This window comes from Mesorhizobium subarcticum, from assembly GCF_055456085.1.
The window spans coordinates 4,328,256-4,352,088 of record NZ_CM144237.1 but is presented as its reverse complement, the minus strand read 5'-3'; the positions used below and the strand labels follow the sequence as shown (position 1 = coordinate 4,352,088).

Genomic DNA, 23,833 nt, shown 5'->3' with positions numbered 1-23,833 from the left:
CGATGCGATTGCGAAACCAAGTTGCTGCCTAGCGAACATCTGACACCCTCCTGCCGGCAGTGATTGCGGCTGAGGCGACGGCAAGGATCGCGTAAACCCCTGTCAGCGCCCAAAGACCCAGCCAATCCTTCGAAACATCCGTCAAAGTCGCGCCCATCTGATTGACCCGCACCAGCCCGTCGATGCCGAAGGTACTGGGCAGGACAAAGCTGGCGGTGCGAAGCAGCGGCGGGATCGCTTCCACCGGCCACGCAACGCCGACCAGAAAGAACATCGGAAGGCTGATCGCCACAAACAGCAGAACAGCTGTTTCACGGCGCTTGAACCAGCTGCCGACGAGCTGGCCGAGCAGGCTGACCGAGAGGATGAAGGGAATGGCGAGCACCAAGAGGTCGAGGACCCGATTGCTTGCCGAGAACCCGTAAATCCTCGGCAGCACGATGAGGAACAGCGCGAGGCCGGGCAAGGCGAGCAGCAGATGCGCCAGGCCTTGGCCGATCACCGCCGACACGCTGCCCCGGCGGCGGCGGGCACTACGGCCACCTTGCTCGTAGGCCACCCCGGCCAGCGTCGCCGCGCCCATCAGCCTCGTCTGCTGCAGGATCAACATGAAGGCGGCCGGAACGACGTAACTGCCGTAACCGCCGGTGGGATTGAACAGAGGCTGGTTCAAAATCTCCACGGGCGAGCTTTGCGCTAGGGCCGCTTGGTAGAGGCTTCCGCCCGGACGGGCGCTACGCGCGGCAAGATCCGTCGTGACCGCGCCGACGCCTTCCTGAATACCTTGCAGCGTCCTGTTGTAGAGCAGGAAATAGGCGGAATCGACATAGGCTGGCAGTCGGGTCTTTTCGCCCTTCAGAATCTCGCGCTCGGTTCCCTCCGGAATGCTTAAGATGCCGAACACCTCCCGGCGCGCGAGCGCGGCCTCTGCGTCAACCAACGTCGCCGGCCGGAGCGTAACCTTGACCGCTTCGTCGGCATTGACCGCTTGGGTGATTGTTCGGCTGACGTCGGAGGAATCGTTGTCCACGACCGCGATGGGAATGTCCTTGATCAGTTCGCCCAGATAGGGTTGCGGGTAGAACAGGCCGTAGATGATCGGCGCCAGGACGATGAGGCCGAAGGCCATGCGATCGCTGACGACGCCGCGAAATTCGTCGGTGAATGCGCGAACAATGCCGATCCTGCCCGGTGCATCATGCCGGGGTGCTGCGGCCGGTTTTGGCAGCGGGTGAGGACCGATGGCGCGCAGCCTCATCCAGGCCAGGCCGAAATAGAGCACGGCCAGTCCGCCCAGCATCATGAAAGGCTCGGCGGAATCGCTTGCCGGCACACCGCGCGCCGCCTGGTCGAACAGGATCTGGATGTACCAGCGCAGCGGCAGCATCGTCCCCCAGACGCGGGAGAAGATGTTCATGGCAAGCACCGGAAAGCCGACGCCGGCGAAGCCGAAGGCCGGCGAACAGATGATGCCGGTCAGGCTGAGCCCTACCGGCAGGCTCCTGACGAGAAGCTGCAGCAGCGCGCCCAACGACAGATAGGCGATGATCAGCAGGCAGGCGCCGGCGCCGACCAGCACGGGGTCGCCGCGGAATGGTATTTCGAAATAGCCATGAATGATGCCGAGCCCGACCGCCATCATGAAAAGGAAAATGCCGAAATAGGGAGCGAGCTTGCCGACGAGCGCGATGAGCATGCTGTCGCCTGCCGTCGCCAGCCATTCGCGCATGTCACGCGAACCGAATTCGGAGCCGACCGAATAGCCTGCCGCAAGCGCGATCACAATGTGCAGCACCGTCGGCAGGATCGCGCGCAACAGGAACTGCGCATAGTTCAGCGCCGGGTTGGTCAGGACGTATTGCTCGACGACAAGCGGACCGGGCGTGTAGGCAGCGCTGCGCGGCCCCGCCGGCAGGTCGGCGACAGCGGCCGAGAGTGCAGCCTGCAGCGAAGCCGAGGCGACATTGCCCGGCGTGAAGAACTGCTTGTTGAAGAAGATCACGACCTGCGGACGGCGCCCCGCCACGATGTCGCGCTCGAGATTCTGCGGGATATAGACCGTGGCGATGGCGTCGCCGGAGCGGACGGCATGCATGGCTGCATCGAGATCGGAGGATCGTTTCGCCACCGTGACGCCCGGCGCCGCGCTGATCGCCTGGACGAAGGTTTCTGACGTCTTCGACCTGTCCTGATCGACCACATCGACCTTGAGATCGCGAATGACGGCATTGCTGAATGTGGCGGTCAGGAGTGCAAAGGCGATCAACGGGATGCCGACAACGAGCAGCAGGGCTACCTTGTCGCGGCAGACCCAGGCCACCTCGCGCAGGACGACCTCGAGAATCCCGAAACGGCGCGCGCTCGCCATTACTGCGCCCCCTTCCAATCGGCGTAGGCGCTCATGCCGGGCCTGAGGCCGGGGATCTTGTCGACCGGATAGGCCCGCACCTCGAAGGTCCTGAGGTCGAAGTCGCCCGTCGCGCGCGTCGCGCGCCACCCGGCATACTCGCCACGGGTGGCGATGGTCCGCACCTCGACGGTTACAGGCATGTCGCCGAATGCAGGGATTTTGACCGTGAACCGGTCTCCAACCTTCAGGCCCTTGATCAGATCCTCGCGCAGATCGAACTGCACCCAGACATCGCTGAGATCGACCAGCGAGAGCAATGGCACGCCTGGCGACACATATTCGCCGACCTCAGCGCCGATCTGATAGACCTGTGCTGCAATCGGCGCCTTGACGGTCATCTCGTCGGCCTGTGCCTGCAATGTCACGATGGCGGCCTCGGCCTTGGCGACGGCAGCCTGTGCCACACCCCGCTCCTCGGCGGTATAGCCATTGACGGCTTCCTGATAGGCAAGCTGCGCCTGCTCCAGTGTTCGCTTCGCGACGTCAAGCGAAGCGGTCGCCTGATCGAGATTGGCGACCGACTCGAAGCCACCCTTCGTAACCTGCTTGACCCGGTCATAGGTCTGCTGGGCAAGCGTCAGACTGGCCTGCGCCGACGCGACCTCAGCCTTGCGCTCGGCAACCACTTCGGCGCGCGTGCCGACCTGGATGCGCGTGAAGTCGGCCTGGGCGACGACCCTTGCCGCGTGCGCCTCGCTGAGCTGCGTCAGCAATTCGGGATTGTCGATCGCCACCAGCGTCTGCCCGGCAGCGACGTTGTCGCCGCGCGAAACCGGCCGCTGTCCGACCCTGCCTTCGACCCGGGCCGCTATATCGATGCGCGTGGCATCGGCCTCGCCCTGCACCAGGAGCGGCTGCGGCCGAACAAGATACCACAAGGACAGACCAACGATCGTCAGCACGGTCAGCACGACGATGAGCGCCGCCGCCTTGGAGGTTCTGGGCGGCTCGGAGGCGGCGAGTTGGCCTGGGATGGGCGCGGGATAGGCCGGTTCAGCCTGAGAGCTTTCAAAGCTTCGATCCGGAGCGTCGAAACCTTGAGGATGGGCGACGGGCACGGCACGATTGGGCAACGGTCCGTCGGTCGAATCCGATGGCTTGGTCATCGGGTCACGCGACATGTCCGACACTGTATTTCTCCGCTTTGCTTAGACAACGCTTGACGGCGATTGTCATCCGTTTGTCTCGAAGTGCTTTCTCAAAAGAGCTTGTCCAGTCTTGGGAGGTTGACCTTGAGGGGCGCTCGGGCACAACCGACCCTCGACGGAAGGCTCATCGCAGAATCCAGGCGGTGTTTTGTTCCAAGGGACGCCATTGCGACCCATTTCGTAGCCTTTCGCGTAAAGCGCGCGCATGAAATTTTTGTCGAACGGGCTCTTGGCTTGCACGGTGAAGTCTGCCGGGATGTCTATGGCGTTGAAGTCGATCCCGTCACGTTTGGCGACGGCATAGAGCCGGTAGAGGTCACCGATGCCTTGCGTCTTGATCAGCGACGAGACCGCCTTCTCGGCGATGTCGGGCAAGGTGGCTTTGACCACGCTGTACTCCGGCGTGGTTTTGCCATTGCGGATTACATAGAGCCGCGCGGTCACCTTCGTGTGGAATGCCTTGTCGAGTGCGCTAAGCGTCAGCCCGGCCGGCATGAGGAAGACCTCGTTGGCGGTGCCGCCATCGACATGCATCTCGTGATAGGTCTTGCCGTCCGCCGCCACTTCCAGGTTGACCGAAGGGAAGATGCCGGGAATGGACGTCGAGGCGAGAATGACCTCGTTGAACAGCTTTCGGCGATCCGGCCGCCCGCTTGCGGCGATGGCCCCCATGTCCCAGATCACGGCCCGGTCGGCATCCAGATTGGTCGTGCCGATAAACAGGCGGCGACCCTTAGAATACTCGTTGGCGATCTTCGTCAGCACGTCCTCGGTGATGTGTTCGTCGAGCATCTTGGCAAGTGGCGCGTTGCTCGTGAACGAGCCGCTCGAGACCGCCCCGAGTAAACTGTGCCTGGTGTAGATGTTGGCGTCGGTGACCTCGGTGAATCCTGCCTTGAGTTCGTCGTCATAGGCCGGACCAAGAAAGGCAAAGGGTGCGATCAGCGCGCCGGCGCTGATCCCGGTGACGATATCGAATTTTGGTTTGGTCCCCGCCTTGGCCCAGCCTGCGAGAATGCCCGCTCCAAAGGCGCCGCTGCTGCCACCGCCCGACAGTGTAAGGGCGTTCAGTGCTCTGACATTTATGGACGGATCGGTCTTCGACGCCTTCAGCCTCTCATCGTGAAACCGGACAAGTCGCGCGGCCGGATAGCTGGCATAGGAATCGCCCCAGATCCGGATGTCGCTCTGATAGCCCGGCGGCTCAGCCGCCGACGCCAATTGCTGTGGGACACTGTCCCGGGGAAAGGCTGCGATGCATCCTGTGAGCTGGCATGCGCACAGGCCAAGCGCAATCGTTCTGGCCCCTGCCCTGCGGGAGCGACGGACGAGATTGCAGCCGCGCTGAAAGATTCGCAAGGCGGCGGGAGAATATGCAGTCGTGCGGCGAGAGAAGGACCGGGACCAGCTGCCTTCCGGTGACCATGAGGTCCGGACTGTCGTCATTGACCTTTCCTCATTCAAGCTAACGCGCAGCGAGAGATGGAGTAGATTACGCCTCCATCGTCTCGCACTTCTGCTCACGAAGCATCCTTCGACCACAGGCCGATGTCCGGCGCTTGTACAAAGCGCTGGGTTTTTTGACGTCTCATGCATGATCGTCGTTTAAGTTGCCGCACCACGCGATCGGGCTCAGCCGAGCGCGGCGAGCCGCCTTGCAATCCCGCGCGAAACGTCAAAGGGACGGATACTTCCTACAAGTCCTGAACCTCCACCCATGATTCAGTGCGCCTCACGGAAACTGAGACTTGCCGAAGCTCTCGATAGCGAGAACCGAAGCACGCTAGTCATTCTGAGGAGGAAAAAATGGCTAATACCCGCATGTCTCCCTCTTTCGCCTGACGCCAAGATCGCGCTGAAGCGACGCGGACAGATAGTCCTAATCGTTATCAATCGACCCCAAATGCTCAACCGCATCGACCCTGAGGCATTTTACGGGTTGGCCAAGGCCTACTACGACTTCGATAACGACCCCACGCTCCGGGCGGCGGTTCTCTACGGTCACGGTGACAATTTCTGCCGCGGGAATGACGTCGAGGCGTTTTCAGCTCTTGCTAAAAGCGGAAAGGCTTTCACATTGGGTGCGGGTCAAATCGATCCCCTCGGAAGGGCGCAAAAGCTCTCAAAGCCGCTCGTCGCCGTGGGGCACGGCGACACATGGAATATGGGTTATGAACTCCATCTTGCCGCCGATATCCGTGTCGCGAGTGCGGACGTCCGGTACCGCCAAACCGAAAACGCCTACGGCCGGGTCCCCGGCGTCGCACCGGTCCGCTGGCCAAGGGAGGTCGGTTGGGCAAATGCCATGCGATACCTGCTCACCGGCGATCCATGGCACGCGGAGACTGCGCACCGGATGGGTATTGTTCAGGAGATTGCATCCAACAAGGCCGCCGCGGTCGAGGTTGCGATTGGCATAGCAAACAGGATCGCCGCCTGCGGCCCGATCGGCATCAAGGCTACGTTGGAGGTGGCGCACGTCGCGCTCAATGAGGTTGCCGATCCATCCGCTTACGCAAAACTCGAAGCGAAGTATGTGTCCCTTTTCCGTTCGGAAGATTTCATCGAAGGGCGCAAAGCTGAAGCGGAAGACCGGCCTCCTAACTTCCATGGTCGATGAGCAGACGATCGTGGCGGCATGTCACACCGCGCGGTGCACCGTCCGAACCCGCCTCACGGAGGCGCCGTTTCCCGTTGAGGGGGACCGTGTTCAATTGCAGAAAGTGGTGCTGAACCTGGTCCTGAACGCGGTCGAAGCCCATGAGTACGGTTCACGGGAATTATCGACCAGCACCCAGCAAACACAAACCGATGGCGTTCTGTGTCTCGGTGCGCAATTCAGGGCCGGGCATTGATCCGGACCATCTCGAGCACGTTTTCCAGGCTTCTACACCACGAAGCCGAGCGGAGTGGGTATGGGCCTATCGATCATCGATGTCCACGGCTGCCGGCTATGGGTTGACGTGAATGTATCGGGTGGCGCCGCCTTTCGGTCCTCCTTGCCTGGCGCACGCAAGGAAGTCACAAACTGTGGTCAGTCGGCCGACAGGTTCGATTCCCTTGCTCCGATTTATGAGCACCTTGCTGCTCATGCGAGCGCCAGATACATTCGGGTAGGCTTCGATGTCCGATGCCTAATTTGCAGCCTTGCAGAACAACGATTTCACGACTGACCTGCGTCCAGGCGTTGCGCAAACCGGTCGATCGGAATCAGGATCGAGAGATTGGAATGCCGCGCCGTCCCCTTCAACGAGTTCAAGCAGCGCTTGCCGTTCGGCTCTATTTCGTCGAGCAGAAGACCAAGTCCGAAATCGCCGATTATCTCGGCGTTTCCCGCTTCAAGGTCGCGCGCCTTATCGATGCGGCCATTGAAGAGAAGATCATCGAATTCGTCATTTCCGAGCCCGAGGACTTGAACACCAAGCTGGGGGAAGCGGTTCGCCGCGCCTATGGGTTGAAGGCGGTCCTGGTTCTGGATGGCCCAGACTTGTCCACAAGTGCGCTCACCACGCCGCTCGGCAATCTGGCAGCTTCGTATCTGGATGAGACGCTTGTCGACGGCCAGTTGCTCGGCATTGCCTGGGGGCGGACACTGGCAGCCATGGCCAAGGCGTTGACCCACCTGCCCAAGGTCGACGTCGTCCAGGTCGCCGGGACCCCTGCTGGCCTCGACACCTCCCAGACACCTGTGGAGTTGGTCCACCGCCTTGCCGGCTTAAGCGGTGGCACCGCCTATCCTGTTTACAGTCCCATGTGGTCGGAAGACGCCAAACTGATCCAGAGCTTGCGCAACGAACCGTCGGTCGCAAACGCCATCGGCAAATATGACAGCCTTGATGTACTGGTCATCGGGTTGGGATCCTGGCTTCCCGAGGAATCCTGTCTTTCGGCCGGCTTTCCAAAGGCGTGGAGAGATAAGGCCATTGCGGCAGGCGTGCGAGCCGACGTCTGCGGTACACTGATCGCCGCGGACGGCCGCGAAGTGCCGAGCGAACTCGACGACCGCGGCCTCAGCATCACCAGCACACAGATACGCAATATTCCGGATGTCGTCGGCATTGGCGGTGGCCTCGAGAAGGCCGAGGCGATAGCAGCGGTCCTACACGGCCGGTGGATCAACACACTCATCACCGACGCAGGTGTTGCCCGACGTCTCGTCGCCTAGGGGCCACGCAATTCCAATCCAGCAGACTTCTTCCAAACGCAGCAGCTTCATTCAATCCAGCAACTTTCTTCCGGTCGAAATTTCGAGCGCTGAGACATGGATTTTATGTCTACCATGTCGCTCAAATGAGCGGATATTGGCTCTCTTGACGGATCTTAAATCGGTTGTTACCGTCACGTCTAAACTGGACGGACACGGACAAAACCACGATTTATGCGTGACCGTTCCCATGACAGCGAAGCTGTCGACCCACGGTGTGATCAACGCTAATCGGCGCGCGGACCCTGCATCGCTCGACGGATCGAGAGTGCCTTCGTTTAGGTAGCCAACGGATCGCAAAGGCGAGGTTGTGGTCACCGGCGGCGGTACTGCAGGTAAACGTCGCAGCGTATATGCTCACAGCCTGTGGAACCACCCGCTTTCTAGCCGTCGGCCACGGAGCGATCTATGTCAAGGGAAGGTGACGGAGCCGAGGAGGCCCTTCGGGAAAGCCGATTCGAGATCTGTCAGATTATCGAAACGGTGCCAGGCCTCATCTGGTCAAATAGGCCCGACGGTGAACCGACCCATGTCGGTCAGCGCATGTTGGACTATAGCGGAATGCAATTTGAGGACTTCCAATATCGTGGTTGGGAGCCATTCGTGCACCCGGATGAATATCCGCAAACCGCAGAGGCTTTCTACCACGCAATTCAGACCGGCACAGCGTACCAGGGTCTGATGCGTCTACGCCGGGCGGACGGCGAGTTTCGTTGGCACCACGCTCGTTGCGAGCCTCTGCGTGACCACCAGGGACGCATTGTCCAGTGGTACGGCTTGTGTGTCGATGTCGATGAATGCAAGAGGGCCGAAGACCTTCTACGCCGCAGCGAAGCCCATCTGGCCGAAGCACAGAGGCTGGGTCGCAGCGGCGCGTCCGCCTTCAACGAAACGGCGATTCTCTATTTTTCGGAGGAGGCTTACCGGATCTGGGGATTTGACCCGGCGCAGGGCACTCCGAGCCCTGAAGCCGCTTTCCAACTGATTCACCCCGACGACCGGGACCGGGCGCGCGCAGCGGCCAAGCGCGCGTTCACCGAGAAAAGAGAATACGCGCTCGGATTCAGAATCGTACTGCCCGATGGAACGGTCAAACACATCGAATCAATCAGTGAACCTGTGTTCTTACCAAGCGGGGAGTTTGTCGAAGTTGTCTCTACACACAGCGATGTGACGGAAAGCAAACGCGCCGAGGAGGCTCTTAGGGAAAGCGAACACAAGCTCCGCCAAATCTTCGAAACCGTACCGGGCCTGCTTTGGTCAGCGGACCCCGCCGGCGAACCGACCCAACTCAATCAACGCCTGTTGGACTATACCGGCATGCGATTTGAGGACTTCAAGCATGGCGGCTGGGAGGTTTTCCTGCACCCCGACGACTTTCCAGACACCGCAAGGGCGTTTCAGCACGCAATTCAGACCGGAACTTCGTACCAGACCGTGAACCGTCTCCGTCGGGCGGACGGCGAGTTTCGTTGGCACCATACCCGTGGTGAGCCTCTGCGTGACCAACAGGGACGCATCGTCCAGTGGTACGGCCTGTCTGTCGACATCGATGAGGGTAAGAAAGCCGAAGAGCGCCTGCGCCGTAGCGAAGCCTATTTGGCCGAAGCGCAAAGCCGTAGTCACACCGGTTCCGTCGCCTACAATGACACAAGAATCCTCTATTGGTCGGATGAGACTTATCGAATTTTTGGGTTTGATCCGCGTAACGGCCTTCCAAGCCGCGAAGCTGTTGAGCAAAGGATGCATCCCGATGATCTGGAACGAGTGCGCGAGGAGGCCCGGCAGGCGGTGCTGCAGAAGAGGGACTACAGACTCGAATCCAGAATTGTACTAGCGGCAGGAACCATAAAATATATCGAATTGACTGCCCATCCGAAGTTCTCAGCAAGCGGAGAACTTGTCGAGGTTGTCAGCACACTCCTCGATGTGACGGAACGCAGGCGCGCCGACGAAGCACTGCGGGAGAGCGAAGGGAGGTTCCGCGACTACGCCGAAAGTGCCTCCGATTGGTTTTGGGAAATCGGTCCAGACTACAAGTTCACGCTGCTGACCGAGAGCGCTTTTGGTTCAGACGCCGCCGGTCGAATCGGCACAGCGTGCTGGGATCGCGCTCTCGATCTTGCGACGGAGCCGGAGAAGTGGCGGCTTGTCTGGGCAGCCATCGATGCACGCTTACCGTTCCGCGACTTCGTATATCGCGTGCTGGGAGGCGACGGCTCGCCTATGCATGTTAAGGCAAGCGGAAAGCCTGTGTTTGGCGCAGATGGCGAATTCCGTGGCTATCGCGGCACGGGCTCCGACGTGACAGCACTCGCGCGCGCGCAAGAGGAGCATGAGAAGTTGCGCCGGCTGGAGTCGGACCTCGCGCATATGAATCGCCTGAGTGTCATGGGAGAACTGGCCGCCTCGCTGGCCCACGAAATCGCGCAACCAGTTGCCGCGGCGCGCAATAATGCCCGTGCGGCCATGCACTTTCTGAACAGAAATCCTCCTGCTCTGAGCGAAATCCGGGAGGCGCTCGCAAGTTCGCTCGACGATGCTGATCGAGCCCGGAATATAATCGACCGCATCCGTGATCAGGTCAAGAAAACGCCGCCGCGAAAGTTTCGTTTCGATCTGAACAAGGCGATCGACGAAGTGATTGGATTGGCGCAAAGCGCAATCACGATGAATGGGGTCTCAGTCGCAACCCGCCTCACGCAGGCGTTATTTCCCGTTGAGGGGGATCGTGTTCAATTGCAGCAAGTGGTGCTGAACCTGGTCCTGAACGCGGTCGAAGCCATGAGTACTGTCGAAGCAGGGTCACGGGAGTTGTCGATCAGCACCGAGCAAACACAAACCAATGGCGTTCTGGTCTCGGTGCGCGATTCAGGACCGGGCATTGATCCGGCCCACCTCGATCGCGTTTTCCAGGCTTTCTACACCACGAAGCCGAGCGGAGTGGGTATGGGCCTATCTATCTGCCGGTCGATCATCGATGCACATGGCGGCCGGCTGTGGGCAGACACCAATGCATCGGGTGGGGCCGTACTTCGGTTCTCGTTGCCAAGCGCGGCCAACGAGCTCAGGAACTCTCGTCGTTCGCGCTAATACCCCTTTCAGGTGCTCCTCGCCTGACCAAGGTCTTCGGGATAGGCGGGAATGAGGATCGTCCGAATTCGATCATCGGGCGTGGCGCACCCTGCACCTCGGCCCATGCCGGCAAGACACGTCCATTCTCCCGTCGGGCACGATCGCAAGAGAGACCGAGCTAAATGGCGTCAAGGAATTCCTGATCGTGAAACGGCTTAGTCAGGAACTCAACGGCGCCATCGTTCATCGCCTTCACCGACATGGCAGCGTTGCCATGGCCGGAAATGAAGATGATTGGGATTTCCTGGTTCGCTATGGCGAGCTGGCGTTGAAGATCGAAGCCGCTCTGTCCCGGCAATCTAACGTCGAGCACCTAGGCACGTGGGACCATTCGGCAGATCCGCCTCAAGAAACTCCGGGACTGAGGCACACAGCCGTGAATCCAGGTCGAGCGATCGCAGCAGGCGCCCGATCGAGGCTCGCAGGTCCGCATCATCATCGACGACCAGAATGGTGGCGTCCGCGTCCGACATTGTTGCTGTCCTGGATGGGGTGGCTGGACGACCGCGACGAAAAAGCTACCCGCTTTCGCACAGAAGCTGCCTTCACCGAGCCAACAGCAGTTTCATCCCCATCACGTCCTTTCTTCCGTTAATCCCGCAGTGAGAGATTTACCTTGGCAAGGTCGATAAGCTGCGTCGCCCGGCCGTCGAGAACGGCCTTCATCGTGTACATTCCAAAATGATAGGCCTGATCCAGCGTGGTTCTGGGGGGCATAGCGAGCTCCTGTCGTGCACTCACCACATCGACGAGAACCGGTCCCTTGTGCGCCAGTGCAGCCTCGATGGCGCCCTTCAACTCCTGCGGCTTTTCAACCCTGATGCCTCGGACGCCCGTGGCTTCCGCCATCAGGGTGCGTATTCCGATGAAGCCGGCCACCGATTCCGATTTGAAGCCGGCCAGTCATTCCGATTTCATTCCGGCCGGCGTTCCGATTTGAAGGCGGCCATTTCTCGGACTGATCCTGGGTCTGGTTGATGTTTGGATCGGGTTTTGTTTGAGGTCAAGCGTCGGTGTTTTCGGGTGCGATTGGCGGGCGCTGTTTTCGCATGCTTTCACCGGTGAGATCGATGCGATAGGCGTTGTGAACGAGGCGATCCAGTATGGCGTCGGCGAGTGTTGGGTTTGCAATAATCTCCCACCAGCGATCCACGGGCGCCTGACTGGTGACAATTGTCGACCGACGCTCGTAGCGATCTTCGATGATCTCGAGGAGGTCACGTCTCTGGTCATCGTTGAGTTTTTCCGGTCCCCAATCATCCAGAATAAGCAGATCGGTCTTGGCGAGGGATTTGAGGATCCTGCCGTATCGCCCGTCACCTCTGGCAAGGGCGAGCGTGGCGAACAGCCGGGGAACGCGGTGGTATGTGACGGAGAAATCCTCGCGGCAGGCCTTGTGGCCGAGCGCGCAGGCCAGCCAGCTCTTGCCGACGCCGGCTGGCCCGGTGACAAGAAGACCGTGATGCTTTCTGATCCAGTCGCAGCTGGCAAGCGCCATGAACAGATTGCGGTCGAGACCGCGTGCAGCACGAAAGTCGGCATTCTCGATCTGCGCGTCATGACGAAGTTTGGCAGCTCTGGCGCGGGCCTCGAAACGTTTCTGGCGGCGCATGGTCGCCTCGCGTTCGAGCAGCATGGCAAGCCATTCGCCGTGCTCGAGGCCGCGCGCTTCGGACTGTGCGTCGAGTTCCTGGAAAGCGGTTGCCATGCCGTAAAGGCCGAGCTCTCGCAGCATGTCGATGGTGGGATTGATCAGCATGGGTGTGTCTCCTCAATGAAAGTAATCAGGGCCACGCAGATTGGCGTGATCGACGATGGCGGTTGGTTCGGTGGAATGGCGTGCGGCTTTGTGGTTGGCGATGAGCGAAGCAATGCTCTTGCAGTTCAGGCCACCGATCTCGACGGCGCGGGCTGATACGGCTTCAGCCCGATTGCGCTCGATGTCGCGAAACAGGCGCAGGATGCCCAGGCATGTTCGGAAGCCCTGTTCGGGGTGCGGACGGCTGGCGAGAATTGCGATGACCAGACCTTCGGTCTGCGGCCCGATCGACGTGGCCCAACGCCGAAAGCGCTCCGGGGTCCACTCGGCATAGCGCCGGTGGGAACTGGGCATGTGATCCGGATCGGTTCCATGGCGAGGACCTCCATAGCGGCGCTGATGCACCGCGACGCGCTTGCCGCGGTGGAAGATCTCGATGGTGCGCGCCGTTGCTCTCAGATCCACCTGCTGACGAATGAGGCTGTGCGGCACGGAATAAAAGAAGGTCTTGAACTCGACGTGGTAATCCGTCGAGACGCGAGCCAAACGCCATTCGGCAAACTCGTAGTCTTCGCTCGCAAGGCTGGCGAGTGCGGCACGCTCGACACTCTCAAACAGTTGCCGGCGACTGACGCCCAGCCGGCGCATGACGTGGTCGTTGATGCGATCAAGTGCCTGACGAATGGCCGCATTGGCTTCTGCCAGCGAGAAGAAGGTCTGATTGCGCATCCGCCCCAGAATGCACGATTGGGCGAAGCGGACGCCGTTCTCGACTTTGGATTTGTCCTTCGGTCGCCGCGGCCGTGCCGGTAGGACACCGACACCATAGTGGGATGCCATCATGCCGTAGCTGCGGTTGATCTCGGGATCGTAGAAACTGGCGCGGCTGACGCCCGACTTCAGATTGTCGGGAACGATCAGCCGGGGAACGCCTCCGAAGAAACGAAACATCCGGACATGCGAGCCGATCCAGTCCGGGAGCGTTTGCGTCCAAGTCGCCTCCGCATAGGTGAAGCTGGATGCGCCGAGCACCGCCACGAAGATCTCCGCCTCGCGGATCTCACCGGTCTTGCGATCAACAATCGGGATCTTCTTGCCGGAATAATCGACGAAGACCTTGTCGCCGGCCGCATGCTCCTGACGCATCGTCGGCGAAAGCCGCTGCTCGAAACCGCGAAAGAGTTCGCAGAAGCGACTGTAGCCATATCCTTCGGGATGCGACCCACGATACTCCTCCCACAGGATAAGCAGGGTGACGCCGGGCTTCTTGAGCTCGACGGCAAGATCGGCCCAGTTCGGTTCTGTGCGTCTTCTCGTGCCCTGTTTGACGCCGTTGCGAGTGAAGAGTTTGTTCTCGAGCGCATCGTCGGTCAGTTCGCCCGGCAAGGGCCAGGTCAATCCAACCGCCGCTGCGCGCTGCAGATTATCCTGCACCGTACTGCGCGCTATTCCCAACACGACGGCAATCTCGCGGGAGCTGGTCCCGCTTCCGGCAAGCCGCAGCATTTGTCGTAACTGTCTCATGGTCAGCCTTCTCTTTGCCGGCATCAAAATCTCCCCGTTCATCGCGGGGCATTTGATGCCAAAGTTGCTGACCCAGGAGGTAATGTTCAGTGCCGAAAACTGGCTGACTTTTGATTGGAATGGTGGCCGGCTTCAAATCGGAATGGTGGCCGGTCTTTGATCGGAATGGCGGCCGGCTTCACGTCGGAATCCGCAATCAGGGCAAAGTTGGGATTTTTCAGATCGCAGCCCGTGTCGAGAAATCCACTCGCTTTCATCTCCATCTCAACAAAGCCGAGCGTTCCGTTGTTGAGAACGATGACCTTCACCGGAAGCCCCATCTGGGTCAGTGTGAGGAAGTCACCCATCATCATGCTGAAGCCCCCGTCGCCAGACATTGAAATGACCTGGCGATCCGGGAAGGTCGCCTGTGCGCCGATCGCTTGCAGCATCGCATTGGCCATCGACCCGTGATTGAATGAGCCGATAATGCGGCGCTTGCCATTCACCTGGAGATAGCGCGCCGTCCAGATGATCGGCGTTCCCACGTCGCAGGTGAAGATCGCGTCGTCCGCCGCCAATTCGCTGACAAGGCGGGTGACATATTGCGGATGTATGATGTTGCTGTTGGGGCCACTTTCCGCGAGAGCATCAAGGCTTTTGCGTGCTTTCCTGTAATCACGCAGCGCGGCGTCGAGATGACTTGAATCGGTCTTCGCTGTAATCGAAGGCAGCACGGCGTCGAGCGTGTCCTTTACATTGCCGAGCAGGCCTAAATGAAGCGAACAGCGATTGCCGAGGGCTTCAGGGCGCACATCCACCTGAGCAATTTTTGCGTACTCCGGATAGAACGCCCGATATGGAAAGTCGGTCCCGAGCATCAGGAGAGCATCGCAATTCTTCATGGCGTTATAGCCGGATGCAAAACCGACCAGGCCTGTCATGCCCACGTCGTAGGGGTTGTCGTATTCGACAAATTCCTTGCCGCGAAAGGCATGGACAATCGGGGCCTTCAGTTTGCGGGCGACTTCGACGACTTCTGCGTGGGCTCCTGCGCACCCGGCGCCGCAGAACAAGGTTACCTGTGATGCCTGGTTGAGAAAAGCAGCCAGGTGCCCGATGTCGGCGTCGCTTGGCCGCAAGACAGGCGCAGTAGGCACTATCCATTCCGGCACATCGGCATCAAGCTGCATCAACGCGACGTCGCCAGGCAGCACAACGACCGAAACACCTCGCTTCGCGATGGCGACCCGGATGGCGCGCTTCAAAATCTGCGGAATCTGCTTGGGGTTGGAAACCAGCTCGACATAGTGACTGCAATCCTTGAACAGTGCCTCCGGATGTGTTGCCTGAAAATAGTCGATCCCGATTTCGCTGCTGGGGATGTGGGACGCGATTGCCAGAACCGGCACGCCGTTGCGCTGGCAATCGAACAGGCCGTTGATGAGATGAAGATTGCCTGGACCACAGCTGCCGGCGCACACAGCAAGGCTTCCGGTCAGGTGAGCTTCAGCCCCAGCCGCAAAAGCAGCGGCCTCTTCATGGCGCATGTGAATCCAGTCGATCGACTTTCGCCGCCGCAACGCGTCGGAAACGCCGTTGAGGGAGTCTCCGACCACTCCGTAGATACGCTTCACGCCCGTCTTCTCTAGGGCTTCGACCAGATATTCGGATGCAGTTTTTTTGCTCATCAATTTCCTCACTTATCGCGAGAAAGCTCCCGGCTGAGGTCAACGCGCATGGGGTCTACTCCCATGTAACTCGGGTCGGCTTTTCTCTGACGGCTTTGGGCAACGATCTTGCTCTGTTTTCAGCGAATCGATTTGCCGGCTGCACGCGCTCTGCGGCGTGGACCACGACACCCCTAAGTTATCCGCCGTCGCGGGTGGACCGGTGTGGCGGCTGACATATCGCCCCATCCGCACTTTGCAGCTCCTTGGATTTGACGGCGACCAGCAGCCGACACAGATGGTTGTCTATCGTACGAGCATCATCAGGCAGTCCCGTTGAGACGCTCCCACAGTTGCTCAAGCAATTCTTGGACGGACTTGACGCCAATTGAACGCCTTTGCTCTTGAGGGTGCCTGACTTTCTCGTGTCGCATGCCATTAACTGCAATGGCCTGAGCACTAAATCTCCCAAAGTCGCACTGTCTTGGCAGGCAACTCGAACGTTGTAGGAAGTGCGCGAGCCTTGGCCCGCGTCTCGCAGGATCCCCGTTCGGCAAGCGGCAACCTGGGCAGTGCCGGCGACTCTTTTCTGCGTTCTGCCGACGGCCAGCACCGGAACGCTTCCCGGCAGGCATGGCGATCAGCGCAGGTATCTACAAACCACGCGTAGAACCGTAAAGAACCGCAAGCCGCGATTGCCTTAGGCTCCTTTCAACTAGGGTTTGTCGCCACCTCCGAGGATGCACAACAATGCTCAAGGGATACATGGTTCCACTCACGCCGCAGGGAAAATCCGCTGCGACACCGCCCCCGCCTTGGCATTATGCCAGCGATTGTCTGACTGTCGAATACTGGGCGGATCCGGCCGCTGTCGCCGCACTCCTACCGTCTGGAATGACGCCGGATCGCAATGCTAACGGACGCGCCTTCTTCTGGTTCCTCGACTGGCAGTTCACGGCTTCCAATGACGAGATCACGGATCCTGCGCGCTATCAATACAGGGAGGCCTTCGCGCTGGTCGAGGCACTCCTCGACGGCAAGCCGGTCACCTACTGTCCGTACATATTCGTGGACAACGAGGCAGCCATGGCCCGAGGCTGGACACAGGGCTATCCGAAGAAGTTGGGCAGCATCTTCCAGACGCGCAGCTTCGCTGCGTCCAACCCTGCGGCATCGCCGCTTGTCAGCGGAAGCCGCTTCGGCGCCAGCGTAACCGCGCATGGCGAGCGGATGGCGACCGCCCGCATCCAGTTAGAAGAAAAGGTCGCCGACCCCACTACTGTCTTCAACCGTCCGACGACGATGCGCCGGTACTTTCCTCAGCTGACGGCCGGCCGTCAAGACAAGCCGGCGGTCGATGAACTGACGCTGTCCCTGACGGACAATCTCACCTTTGCAGAGGTCTGGGCCGGTTCGGCCGAACTGGCAATTCCCGAAGTACGTGGCGAGGACATGCATATGATTGCGCCGTTGCGCGTCGGACGCGGCTATCGGGTCAGCATGGCCTATTCGGTCACGGATCTTTCCATAATCAAGAACTATCTCGCCTAGGGACGTCCTTGAGGGCAGACTGTTGGACCGTTCCGGCAAGCTGGATCTGCCGCGCTAGCGACCGGCGCCGCGTACAGTGGGACAATTCTTCGATCCAAGGCCGCGGATGGCGATCGGAAGAATTGGTCTCCAGCACGGTGTCAAGCGCTTCGCGAGCAACAACACATGGGTAGATTTCCATGCCGCTCTACACTGTGACCACCCAAGCTGGCGCAAAGGCCAATCTCGCGAGCAGGCTGACCGACCTGCATTCGCAATTCGCCTGTGTTCCGAAAAACTGGGTGCATGTCGTCTTTCATGACTATGCGCAGGGGAGTGGATTCACGGCCGGCAATCCGTCGGCAACTGCAGCGCTGACGCTCCTCATTCGAACCGGTAGATCCGAAGACTACAAACGAAGCCTGCTGGAACGCCTTTGGGAATTGCTCCAGACATCGACGGGTGCGCCCGACGCCGAGATCGTCATCGGTATTCAGGAAGTGCCGCCGAGCCAGGCGATGGAAATGGGCAAGGTCATGCCAGACGTCTCTGGCGCTTAGCCCAGTCTCCCTCGCCCGACCGTAAAGGCACTCCCAAAAAACGTCCTAATTGCGCACGGAGGAGTTGGCCTCGGCATCTTTTCCGAGCCGGCCATTGGGCGCGCATAGCAGCCATGTCATGTTTTGGGCCGGAGGCGGACTGGCAGCTTATGGCGTCCGCGAAGCGAATAGCGGACTTCAAACCGAGAGGGCAACGGTCTTGGATGGCCCTGAGCGGAAGTTCGTTCGCGCTCGCACAAATTGGTAATGATCCGATGCTGCCCTACCACGGAACGACCATCGCAGCTGGGGGTCGCGTGGAAGTCCGCGTTTGGCCCGTCTGCGCAAGTCCGCTGCGCCAAAAACGTGCGTTGGATAGAGGTCGAGCCGCAACGATTTTGGCAAAGTACTCATATCCCGTCCAAGTTGTGGACACTTCGGCAAGCCGGCCCTCAACGGCTTCACCTAACTCATAGAAGGCGCTCGCGGGATTGGGCTGGAGTATTCAATACCGTGGCCTTCTGTCAGCCACTACGATCAACCTCCCTCCAACGGTCTTGCATCGTTTGCACACGAGCTTCGATGCTAGCCGCGTCTTGCTGGTGAAATCGTAGTGAGTGCCGTAAACCTCAATCAAGTCATCCAGGTCGAGCGAGCGCAAGTGACCGCAGCGGGCATTGCTGCAGTACATGCTGAGGCCCATGCCCTGTTCGCGAAGCTCTCCAAGCCTTGGTGGCACCGCCTTTGGAGCTGCAATTTCATACTCGGGCATGGCAGGTTTTATCGCCACGACAGGGATGGGTGTTCGAAGCCCTACCCGGTCCATGCATCCGATCGCGTGGACTGCCCTATCTTCTGCAACGCCAATCAGGGAATTGATTTCTCCCATTGCTTCGATGTGTCCACGAAGAAAAAGAGACTTCCGGAGCCCGTGCAGCGCATCTCTGGTTTCGCAGAGCGTCGTCCGGAGAGTGCCATCACGTCTCTCGATCGGGTTGTCGAAAGATGTAGTCGGGATGTTTGTCACCGCATAGCTCCTGCCGCGGGCGGGAGAATGTTACGCGCTCTCAAGCACCGGCGCCCTTGCAATTGCTGGTGACGCATTTGTTTAAGCATATAAACAACTCCGCGTCCATTAACTATAAAAGATTGTTTTATTCAGGACTGGACTAGCGATATGGATGAAAATGTTTCTGCGCAGGATCAAGATGTTAGGCCCGATTGGGGGCAATTCTCAGCAATATACACACAAACGACTCGCATTCGACTGTACGAAAGCGTACACTTCGTGTGTCGCCCGCCTTCCTAGGCATACGGGTGCTTGGAAGCCAACTCAGGTGCTCCCGCCACGACGCGGAGGCCGAAATGGCAGCAGACCAATCGGAAAACAGAATGACGGCCTTCGTTTGCGAGGTTGTGCGCAACGCATCCGGAAAAACACATCTTCGAACGAAGCAGCCGCCAATACGCCAGACGTCCGGAGGCCGAACGTACCGAACGGGACGAAATCGACGCCGACATTCTGGATTGGATTGCAACGCGCTTGGCAAGGAGTAATGGGCTCATGGGCACGTTTGGTGACCCTTCAGCGGCGATAGACTCGACCCTTCAATCTTACATCCTAGGCAGCCTCGCACGCCGGCCGCGAGGAGCGGTGGTGTCGACTGATGCGATTGTCGCAGAGATCAGATCCGCGCATCCAGAGTGCCAGTTAGAAGATATGCAGATGGCAAAGCTTATATCAGAGGCGGCCATGCTGGTCGGCCTGATCCCTGTCTTCGACCCGGATTGGAGGGGCGATGTCAGATCAGAAGATCACCCGACGTACGGTTACGGCCACCCTGCGCATCGGCCGGACCCATCGGCGGTCTACGTCTTCCGCCCCGGGCAACCGCGGACATTGCCAGTTCAAGGGAATCGCCACCTGAGACTGACCAAATAGGCTGGACTGCCTGCCACATGCCGCCGGCATCGCGAGCCGACGGCCATGCACTTGCGCGCGATTTTGGTAGGTCAGTAACATCTGCGTAACCATTAGAGCCGATTGCTTACAACCATCCATGTTTTCGACCGTTTACAAATGCGGCAGCTCCAGAATAATAAAAACGGGGCTCACTATGTTCAAATCATCATCCGTTCGCACTCGTTTGATTTCGTATTATTTGCTTTCGGTTGCGCTGCTGATTAGCGTCAGTGTGTATGCACTTATTCAGATGGCGGCGCTCGATCGACTGACGGAATCGCTTGATCGCAAGTGGGTGGTGGGCACCCGGGTCCTTGGAGTGATGGCGGATCTCCTCTCCGAGACCCGACTGGCTGAAACGCGCCTGGCGCTCGCCACGGATCAGGAGCAGACCGACCGGGCATTGGCCGCGGCTGACGGGTACATGCTATCGATGGGCTACCAGAGAGGTGCGTATGGCTTGTTGGACAAAACCGAAGAGGAGTTCGAGCCTCCTGAAAACCTTCGATCAGGAATGGGGCACCTGGGCGGCCGAACATCGCGCATGGATAGCGCTCAGTCATGACCGACGCCTCGCCGCCTCGCCGGCCTTTCAGCTTCGTGCGCATGCTTACTATATGATCGCTGACAACGCCGTCGACGCGCTCAGTGCCGTCAACTCGGCGGGAGCGGACGCCGCCGGAACGCGCGCCGAAAACATTGTCAATACCTCAACCGTGTACTTCGCGATCGTCGTCGCCTGCGCCCTTCTCCTGGCGAGCTGGGTGACCTGGGTTATCCACGCCGGAATATCCCGGCCTCTCGCCTCCATCACAAAGGCCCTTTCCGAACTCGCCGCCGGAAATCGCGATATCGTCATTCCACAAGTCGACCGGCGGGACGAGATTGGCAGCATGGCAGCGGCCTTCGAGGTATTCCGACAAAACGCCGTCGCCCTGGATCTCGCCGAGCAGGAGGCGCGCAAGCTCGCACGGCACGATCCGCTGACCGGTTTGCTGAACCGCCGTAACTTCGAAGAAAGGCTCGATGAATGTCTGCTTCCCGCTAGCGCCGCTCATCGAGTGTCGGTGCTCCTCCTTGACCTTGATGGCCTTCAAACCGTCAACGATACATACGGCCACAGCACGGGAGACAAGGCGCTCGGCGAATTTTCCCGCCGGGTCTCGAAGGTTCTGCGTGCAGATTCCCACTTCGCCCGGATTGGCGGGGACAAATTCGCAATCATCAAGCCAAAAATCGCATCCATCGAAGACGCCGCCAATCTGGCGCGTCGTATTGGAGCAGCAATCGTCGAACCCTTTTCAATTGACAATGCAAGCATCGAAATAAGCGTTGGAATTGGTATTGCTATCGCGCCAGTGGACGGCGTCAGTTCCGACGAATTGTTGCGGCACGCCAATCGTGCCCTTCATCGCGCGAAGGCCGCTGGCAGATCGAGTGTTAAGTTTTTTGAGCCCGAGATGGACGTGCACTTCGAGCGTCGTATCTTGCTTGAGCGAGAACTCAAGGCCGCAATCGCAGCCGACGCCCTTAGGCCATACTACCAGCCGTTAGTCTCGCTCGCTGATGATCGCATTGTTGGATTCGAGGCTCTGGCGCGTTGGGAAAGCGGGCCGTTGGGGCACGTTCAGCCTGCCGAGTTTATTCCGATAGCGGAGGATACCGGGCTCATCGTAGCACTTGGAAATCAGCTTTTTCGCCGCGCATGCTTGGATGCCAAAGCCTGGCCCGAAACGCTGACGCTTGCTTTCAACGTCTCGCCGGTCCAGTTGCATGACCCCACGCTCGGACTGCGAATTCTATCTACCCTGTTGGAAACCGGATTCAGTCCACGGCGTCTGGAGATAGAAATTACCGAAAGCGCGCTTATCGAAAGTACCGGAGTCGCGCAGGCCGTGGTTGACGAGCTACGTCAGGCTGGGGTCCGCATCGCGCTCGATGATTTCGGAACAGGCTATGCCACGCTCAGCCAGTTATTTTCCTTCAACCTCGACAAGATCAAGATTGACCGGAGCTTCGTGTCGCGGATCGGCACAGGCAAAGATGGCCAGGTGATCGCTAACGCGGTTCTCGGCATCGCAAAGGGATTTGGTTTGACGACCACTGCGGAGGGTGTCGAAAACAAAGCGCAGCTGGCGTATCTGAAAGCCAAGGGGTGCAACCAGGGGCAGGGTTATCTATTCGGCAAAGCCGTCCCGGCTGCCGACATCCCGAAGTTACTAAACCTCGATACGTTCGTGTCTGCCGTAGCGTGAGTGGGTTTGCGGCGTAGTAGCCTCCGAATTCTAAGGTCTGCTCTTTGGCATTAACAATCCCTACGTGGGGTTGCCGTAGTGGTTTCCACGAATACGCAGACCAGCCGTTAATAGAAATCAAATGTTCAGGATAGTTTGGCATGCTTCTTCATTGCCTTCGACCGGATGGCTCGGATGGAAGGTCAAGAAGGCAGTGAAGGGCCCATCGATTGTGTCAGATGCGATGCACCTCGACGTGCAGGATGACCCTGCCATAGCTGCAGAAGTTGACCGACTTCTGGCGCGCCGCACGCGCGATATCCGCCTCAAGGGCGAGATCAAACGCCTCTTTCGGGCGCGTGTCTGGTCGCAAACGGCGAAGATCATCCGCGCCTGGATGATCTGGGTGGCATTTTTGGATGTACTGACCCTGGCGCTCAACATGATAATGCTTCCAAGGGCGATCGCGCTTTCCATGCTCCTGCCTGGCGCCATCATTCCGCCAGTCGTTATGGCCATTGTCTTTGTCTGGCGAAGACCGGAGGTGCCCTGGCTCCAAGGGGTGTCGCTGATCGCAGGCATGTTTCTCATCCTGTTGTCGATCGCATTGGTTGGTGTAAGCGCCGGTGGCGAGTTTTACGAACGGCACTTAAACATCATGCTGTTCGTGGCTATAACAGCCATCATCATCTTTGGCGTCCCACTGGCTTGGACGGGGACGATCGCAGCTCAAGCGCTTGGTCTATATCTCCTTTTTCAGCTGCAGAACCCGAGCATTGAATTTGGGAGCGCCTTGGCTGCAACGCTTTTTTTCGCTAGCGGTATCTTCGCGACGGTCGCCGCGCGGCGCATCATGACAATTCTCGCTCAGAAGACTTTCCTGTTTGAGCTTCGCGACCGGCGCAGGGTCGCCGAACTGGCGGAAGCGAACGATCGGTTGGAGGTCCTCGCCAGAACCGATCCGCTCACCGGCATCGCCAACCGGCGTTGGATGACGGAAACGCTCCACCACCTATGGGGCGGTGACAGAAAATGCCCTGGCGGTGCCGCCATGCTGATGTGCGACATTGACGACTTCAAGAAGTTGAACGATCATCTCGGCCATGCCGAGGGCGATCGCTGTCTGGTCGAGGTCGCCAGTATTATCCAGGAAAACGTGAGGCGCGAACGCGATCTCGTGGCCCGATACGGCGGGGAGGAATTCCTCGTACTCCTGCCCGGTGTGGACGAGGAAGAGGCCGTCTCTGTGGCTGAGCGAATTCGCAAGTCCGTTGAGGCCGCCGCTTTTCCCAACCCTACATCCCGGGTGTCGCGCCGTGTCACCCTCAGCATTGGGGTTGCAGTCCAGACAGCTGAGGAGGCCATCTCACCGGAGCAGTTACAGCGTCAGGCGGATGCGGCACTCTATCTTGCCAAGCAAAACGGCCGCAACCGAGTTCTGCTCGACAGGCCGAAGTCATCCGGGCGCGCTCGTGGACCAAGTCTACGAGCTTTATGAGGCGATGTTTATGAAGGGTACCGCCCGCATGGGGCTCAAAGCGGGTAAGTTACGTGGGTCCGCGACACAAAGGTTGCTGACAACGTAGGCTTGCCTTCCCGGCAAGGTTTCAAACACGCCGTCGGTCACCTCTGGCAAGGATCTGCTTGCGCCATGAGCAGATGACCGCAGTGGGGCCGCAAGCGGACTGTCCACTACTATATGGTAGCCTCGCCAAGCAGTCTTCGCGCCTGTGATCAA

17 protein-coding genes are annotated in these 23,833 nt (G+C 59.4%); 8 read left to right on the top strand and 9 right to left on the bottom strand.

The features are described from left to right. Positions 1-28: 28 nt before the first annotated feature. The 3 genes from ACZYHG_RS21200 to ACZYHG_RS21190 are packed head-to-tail and all read right to left on the bottom strand — an operon-like array spanning position 29 to position 4,779. The gene (locus tag ACZYHG_RS21200) at positions 29-2,368 is read right to left on the bottom strand and encodes an ABC transporter permease (RefSeq protein ID WP_464610229.1); all 2,340 of its coding nucleotides are present in this window, start codon (positions 2,366-2,368) and stop codon (positions 29-31) included. Beyond that, the gene (locus ACZYHG_RS21195) at positions 2,368-3,531 is read right to left on the bottom strand and encodes an HlyD family secretion protein (RefSeq protein WP_464614757.1); all 1,164 of its coding nucleotides are present in this window, start codon (positions 3,529-3,531) and stop codon (positions 2,368-2,370) included. Before ACZYHG_RS21195 ends, ACZYHG_RS21200 begins: the two co-directional genes overlap by 1 nt. Positions 3,532-3,582: 51 nt before the next feature. Beyond that, complete coding sequence (locus ACZYHG_RS21190) at positions 3,583-4,779, bottom strand: patatin-like phospholipase family protein (RefSeq protein WP_464610228.1); 1,197 nt, start codon at positions 4,777-4,779, stop codon at positions 3,583-3,585. Between the two features lie 568 nt (positions 4,780-5,347). Between ACZYHG_RS21190 and ACZYHG_RS21185 the strand changes: the two genes are divergently transcribed. The 3 genes from ACZYHG_RS21185 (at position 5,348) to ACZYHG_RS21175 (ending at position 10,855) form a co-directional block, all read left to right on the top strand. Continuing rightward, positions 5,348-6,178, top strand: coding sequence for an enoyl-CoA hydratase-related protein (locus tag ACZYHG_RS21185; protein ID WP_464614756.1), 831 nt, complete (start codon positions 5,348-5,350; stop codon positions 6,176-6,178). A gap of 609 nt (positions 6,179-6,787) precedes the next feature. Beyond that, the gene (locus tag ACZYHG_RS21180; RefSeq protein ID WP_464610227.1) at positions 6,788-7,723 is read left to right on the top strand and encodes a sugar-binding transcriptional regulator; all 936 of its coding nucleotides are present in this window, start codon (positions 6,788-6,790) and stop codon (positions 7,721-7,723) included. A gap of 447 nt (positions 7,724-8,170) precedes the next feature. Then, positions 8,171-10,855 (top strand): PAS domain-containing sensor histidine kinase, encoded by a 2,685-nt coding sequence (locus tag ACZYHG_RS21175; protein WP_464610226.1) that lies wholly within the window; start codon positions 8,171-8,173, stop codon positions 10,853-10,855. 160 nt (positions 10,856-11,015) lie between these two features. On the opposite strand, the gene ACZYHG_RS21170 is transcribed toward ACZYHG_RS21175, so the two are convergent. From ACZYHG_RS21170 to poxB, 5 genes are all read right to left on the bottom strand, one after another. Continuing rightward, a complete protein-coding gene (locus ACZYHG_RS21170) occupies positions 11,016-11,195 on the bottom strand; it encodes a response regulator transcription factor (RefSeq protein WP_464610225.1) in 180 nt (59 codons plus the stop codon). 293 nt (positions 11,196-11,488) lie between these two features. Continuing rightward, entirely contained in the window at positions 11,489-11,776 is a 288-nt protein-coding gene (locus tag ACZYHG_RS21165) for a thiamine pyrophosphate-dependent enzyme (protein WP_464610224.1), read from the bottom strand. A gap of 124 nt (positions 11,777-11,900) precedes the next feature. Further along, positions 11,901-12,656: an IS21-like element helper ATPase IstB gene (gene istB / locus ACZYHG_RS21160; RefSeq protein WP_464610223.1), complete on the bottom strand. Its 756-nt coding sequence runs from the start codon at positions 12,654-12,656 to the stop codon at positions 11,901-11,903. A gap of 12 nt (positions 12,657-12,668) precedes the next feature. Further along, positions 12,669-14,180: an IS21 family transposase gene (gene istA, locus ACZYHG_RS21155; protein WP_464610222.1), complete on the bottom strand. Its 1,512-nt coding sequence runs from the start codon at positions 14,178-14,180 to the stop codon at positions 12,669-12,671. A gap of 86 nt (positions 14,181-14,266) precedes the next feature. Continuing rightward, complete coding sequence (gene poxB / locus ACZYHG_RS21150; protein WP_464610221.1) at positions 14,267-15,850, bottom strand: ubiquinone-dependent pyruvate dehydrogenase; 1,584 nt, start codon at positions 15,848-15,850, stop codon at positions 14,267-14,269. A gap of 729 nt (positions 15,851-16,579) precedes the next feature. On the opposite strand from poxB, the gene ACZYHG_RS21145 reads away from it, so the two are divergent. Beyond that, positions 16,580-17,380, top strand: coding sequence for an acetoacetate decarboxylase family protein (locus tag ACZYHG_RS21145; RefSeq protein ID WP_464610220.1), 801 nt, complete (start codon positions 16,580-16,582; stop codon positions 17,378-17,380). A 179-nt stretch (positions 17,381-17,559) separates the two neighbouring features. Continuing rightward, entirely contained in the window at positions 17,560-17,919 is a 360-nt protein-coding gene (locus tag ACZYHG_RS21140) for a tautomerase family protein (RefSeq protein WP_464610219.1), read from the top strand. 484 nt (positions 17,920-18,403) lie between these two features. Here ACZYHG_RS21140 and ACZYHG_RS21135 read toward each other — a convergent pair whose 3' ends face one another. After that, positions 18,404-18,925 carry a hypothetical protein gene (locus tag ACZYHG_RS21135; RefSeq protein WP_464610218.1) on the bottom strand — a complete coding sequence of 174 codons (522 nt, stop codon included), beginning with the start codon at positions 18,923-18,925 and terminating at the stop codon, positions 18,404-18,406. Positions 18,926-20,015: 1,090 nt separating this feature from the next. Between ACZYHG_RS21135 and ACZYHG_RS21130 the strand changes: the two genes are divergently transcribed. From ACZYHG_RS21130 to ACZYHG_RS21120, 3 genes are all read left to right on the top strand, one after another. Continuing rightward, positions 20,016-20,426 (top strand): MCP four helix bundle domain-containing protein, encoded by a 411-nt coding sequence (locus ACZYHG_RS21130; protein WP_464610217.1) that lies wholly within the window; start codon positions 20,016-20,018, stop codon positions 20,424-20,426. A gap of 52 nt (positions 20,427-20,478) precedes the next feature. Continuing rightward, on the top strand, positions 20,479-22,116 hold the full coding sequence (locus ACZYHG_RS21125) for a putative bifunctional diguanylate cyclase/phosphodiesterase (protein WP_464610216.1): 1,638 nt from the start codon (positions 20,479-20,481) through the stop codon (positions 22,114-22,116). Between the two features lie 223 nt (positions 22,117-22,339). Further along, positions 22,340-23,593 carry a GGDEF domain-containing protein gene (locus ACZYHG_RS21120; protein WP_464614755.1) on the top strand — a complete coding sequence of 418 codons (1,254 nt, stop codon included), beginning with the start codon at positions 22,340-22,342 and terminating at the stop codon, positions 23,591-23,593. Positions 23,594-23,833: the final 240 nt, after the last annotated feature.

Excerpts from the sequence above, each read along its gene's own strand:
- ACZYHG_RS21200 (WP_464610229.1), bottom strand. The coding sequence starts at position 2,368 with ATGGCGAGCGCGCGCCGTTTCGGGATTCTCGAGGTCGTCCTGCGCGAG.
- ACZYHG_RS21195 (WP_464614757.1), bottom strand. The coding sequence starts at position 3,531 with ATGTCGCGTGACCCGATGACCAAGCCATCGGATTCGACCGACGGACCG.
- ACZYHG_RS21180 (WP_464610227.1), top strand. The coding sequence starts at position 6,788 with ATGCCGCGCCGTCCCCTTCAACGAGTTCAAGCAGCGCTTGCCGTTCGG.
- ACZYHG_RS21175 (WP_464610226.1), top strand. The coding sequence starts at position 8,171 with ATGTCAAGGGAAGGTGACGGAGCCGAGGAGGCCCTTCGGGAAAGCCGA.
- istB (WP_464610223.1), bottom strand. The coding sequence starts at position 12,656 with ATGCTGATCAATCCCACCATCGACATGCTGCGAGAGCTCGGCCTTTAC.
- istA (WP_464610222.1), bottom strand. The coding sequence starts at position 14,180 with ATGAGACAGTTACGACAAATGCTGCGGCTTGCCGGAAGCGGGACCAGC.
- poxB (WP_464610221.1), bottom strand. The coding sequence starts at position 15,850 with ATGAGCAAAAAAACTGCATCCGAATATCTGGTCGAAGCCCTAGAGAAG.
- ACZYHG_RS21145 (WP_464610220.1), top strand. The coding sequence starts at position 16,580 with ATGCTCAAGGGATACATGGTTCCACTCACGCCGCAGGGAAAATCCGCT.
- ACZYHG_RS21140 (WP_464610219.1), top strand. The coding sequence starts at position 17,560 with ATGCCGCTCTACACTGTGACCACCCAAGCTGGCGCAAAGGCCAATCTC.
- ACZYHG_RS21130 (WP_464610217.1), top strand. The coding sequence starts at position 20,016 with ATGTTCAAATCATCATCCGTTCGCACTCGTTTGATTTCGTATTATTTG.
- ACZYHG_RS21125 (WP_464610216.1), top strand. The coding sequence starts at position 20,479 with ATGATCGCTGACAACGCCGTCGACGCGCTCAGTGCCGTCAACTCGGCG.
- ACZYHG_RS21120 (WP_464614755.1), top strand. The coding sequence starts at position 22,340 with ATGCACCTCGACGTGCAGGATGACCCTGCCATAGCTGCAGAAGTTGAC.